This is a genomic window from Xanthobacter sp. BG11Y11_SDJG, assembly GCF_057364445.1.
Genome location: NZ_JBNFNU010000496.1, coordinates 1 through 2643, shown reverse-complemented (window position 1 = coordinate 2643; position 2643 = coordinate 1). Strand labels below are relative to the sequence as shown.

The 2643-nt window shown below is 72.6% G+C and carries 3 protein-coding genes and 1 pseudogene; 2 read left to right on the top strand and 2 right to left on the bottom strand.

Going from position 1 to position 2643, the window contains the following annotated elements:
* Positions 1–1020: histidine kinase dimerization/phospho-acceptor domain-containing protein (locus AC2W7M_RS23430; RefSeq protein ID WP_486135328.1), on the bottom strand; the 1020-nt coding region annotated here is incomplete at its 3' end.
* A 6-nt stretch (positions 1021–1026) separates the two neighbouring features.
* Positions 1027–1733: pseudogene (locus AC2W7M_RS23425) on the bottom strand (response regulator).
* 179 nt (positions 1734–1912) lie between these two features.
* On the opposite strand from AC2W7M_RS23425, the gene AC2W7M_RS23420 reads away from it, so the two are divergent.
* Both AC2W7M_RS23420 and AC2W7M_RS23415 read left to right on the top strand, forming a co-directional pair.
* A complete protein-coding gene (locus tag AC2W7M_RS23420; protein ID WP_486135326.1) occupies positions 1913–2221 on the top strand; it encodes a hypothetical protein in 309 nt (102 codons plus the stop codon).
* A gap of 86 nt (positions 2222–2307) precedes the next feature.
* Positions 2308–2640: a cysteine rich repeat-containing protein gene (locus AC2W7M_RS23415; protein WP_486135324.1), complete on the top strand. Its 333-nt coding sequence runs from the start codon at positions 2308–2310 to the stop codon at positions 2638–2640.
* Positions 2641–2643: the final 3 nt, after the last annotated feature.

Genomic DNA, 2643 nt, shown 5'->3' with positions numbered 1-2643 from the left:
GGCGGGCGAGCCGCGCACCTCCAGCGGCGCGTCGCCGCCCGAGAGCGTCACCTGCGCGCCCTGGGCGCGCCGCGCCTGGCATTCCGCGCGGGCGATCCGGGCGAGGTCCACCACCTCGTCGGAGGCGGCGGAGAACGAGGCGCGCGCGAAGGCGAGCGCGTCCTCCACGAGAGCACGCATGTCATCGAGATCGGCGCGGGCCTTCTCCACCTGCGGTCCCTCCGGCAGCAGTTCCAGCCGCAGCCGCAGGCGGGTGAGATAGGTGCGCAGATCGTGGCTGATGGCGCCGAGGACCAGCGTGCGCGTGCGCACCAGGTCGGCGATGCGGGCCTGCATGGCGTTGACGGCGCCAATCACCGCGCGCACGTCCGGCGCGCCGCGCTCGCGCACGGTCTGCGGCTCCAGTGCGGCGCCGAACCGGCCCACCGCGGCGGCAAGGTCGGAGAGCGGCCGCGTCTCGCGCCGCACGGCGACCAGCGCGGCGATGGCCACCAGCAGACCGAGGATGCCGGCCAGGAGCCCCACCGGCAGGCCCATCAGCCGCACCGTGAGATCGCCGCCCGCCGTCACCTCCAGGTAGCGACCGTCGGCCAGCTGAACCACGGCCAGCAGGCGGGCGCCCACCAGTTCCCGCAGCCGCTGCACCGGCCGGTCGCCGCGGCGCTCGCCAGCGATGAGCGTGAGCGCCACAGCCCGGTCCGGTGCCAGTTCGGCCAGCGTCCGCAGCCGCCGCACCGCGGGGCGCAGCAGCCGCGGCGTCGTGATGTCGCGCGATCGACGATGCGCGGCACGAAGCCGGGGATTGGCGCTCGCGGCCAGAGCCAGCGCCTGCTCCCGGGGGCCGAAGGCATCCATCAACTTGGCGAGAGCGGCGATCTGCCCCAGAAGCGGCGTGAACGGGGGAGAGCCGGCCGTCTGGCGGCGCTCCGCCACGTAGGCCGCCACCATGAGGAGCTGCACGGCGATGAGCGCCGCCATGACGATGAGCGCGATGCGTGCAGCGATGCCGAAGCGCGGCATGGCCGCTCAGAGGGCGCGGACATCGGCGGCGAACAGATAGCCGCCGTTGCGCACGGTCTTGATGAGCTGGGCCGCCTCGGGGTCCGCCGAGGCGAGCTTGCGCCTCAGGCGGCTCACCGAGACGTCGATGGTGCGGTCGAACGGATCGGCGGTGCGCCCGCGCGTCCAGTCGAGCAGCTGGTCGCGGCTCAGCACGCGCTTCGGCCGCTCGACAAAGCAGGTCAGCAGCTCGAACTCGGCCGACGTCAGCTCCAGCGGCGCGCCGCCAGGCGCGGCGAGGCTGCGGGCATCGAGGTCGGCCACGAAGGCGGCGAAGCTGAGCCGGCGCGCGGGCGCGCCAATCCGGCCTCGGCGCGGCGCAGCACGGCGCGGATGCGCGCCAGCAGTTCGCGGGGATTGAAGGGCTTGGGAAGGTAGTCGTCGGCGCCCATCTCCAGGCCGAGGATGCGGTCGATCTCCTCGCCCTTCGCGGTGAGCATGAGGATGGGCAGCCCGCCTCTGGCCCTGAGCCGCCGGCAGATGGACAGACCGTCCTCGCCGGGCAGCATCAGGTCGAGCACCACAAGGTCCGGGCGCGCGGTGGCGATGATGCGGTCCATGGCCGGCCCGTCCGCGGCGGCCAGGACATCAAAGCCTTCGCGCGCCAGGAAGTCCGACAGGAGCGCGCGGATCTCGCGGTCGTCCTCGACAATGAGCAGGGTGCGTTGTGCCATGCGCGCAACGTTAGGGCGGGGCGCACGCCGGCGGCAATGGCGCCGGCTCCCGGCGTTACAAAAACGTTACGCCGCCGCCTCCGGCTGCAATGCCGGTGCAAAGCGCCGCCGCGAGGATGCCCGCATATCGGATGGGCGGATCGGACGTCTCCGGTGCGCGCCATCATGGAGGCCAGACCATGAAGCTGTCGATCTGTCTTGCCCTCGTGGGGCTCTTCAGCGTCGCCGCCGCGACCGAGGCGGCGGCCTGGACGCGCTCCGGAACCGTCACCACGCCACGCGGCACCTATTCCGGCAGCGCTTCGGGCGGCTGCGCGGCGGGGGTGTGTTCGCGGACCGCCGCCGTCACCGGGCCTTACGGAAACACCGTATCGCGCTCCGGCAGCGTGGCGCGCACCGGCTATCCCTCCTATATGTACTCGCGCACGACCACGGGGCCGTATGGCCGGTCCGTGACGCGGTCCGGCTCGGTGGTGGTCTATCCCTGACCACCGCCATGCGGACGCCGGGTCGTGGCGACGCCGCCCCATTGCCCTGGTCCGGCGTCCGCGCCTCTCGACAAGATGGAGATCCCATGACCCTGAAGCAGATTCTTCCCCTCGCCGCGGCGCTCGCGCTCCTCGCCTCCCCCGCTTTGGCGCAGAACGATGCGCTCAGGACCGCGTGCGGCAACGATGTGAAGACCCTGTGCGCAGGCGTTCAGCCCGGTGCAGGCCGCATCGCCAAGTGCCTCACCGAACAGAGCAGCAAGGTCTCGGCCCAGTGCAAGGCCGCCATGGCCGCGGCCGCGCGGCCGGCCGCTGCGACTGCGCCCAAGGAACTGAGGGCGGTCGCGGCGGCAATCCGCCGCATGCATGATGCGCATGGACGCGCCGCCGGATCGCGGCGCGTCCGTCCTCTCTTTTGAATC

Coding starts and splice junctions, on each gene's coding strand:
- AC2W7M_RS23420 (WP_486135326.1), top strand. CDS start 1,913: ATGAAGCTGTCGATCTGTCTTGCCCTCGTGGGGCTCTTCAGCGTCGCC.
- AC2W7M_RS23415 (WP_486135324.1), top strand. CDS start 2,308: ATGACCCTGAAGCAGATTCTTCCCCTCGCCGCGGCGCTCGCGCTCCTC.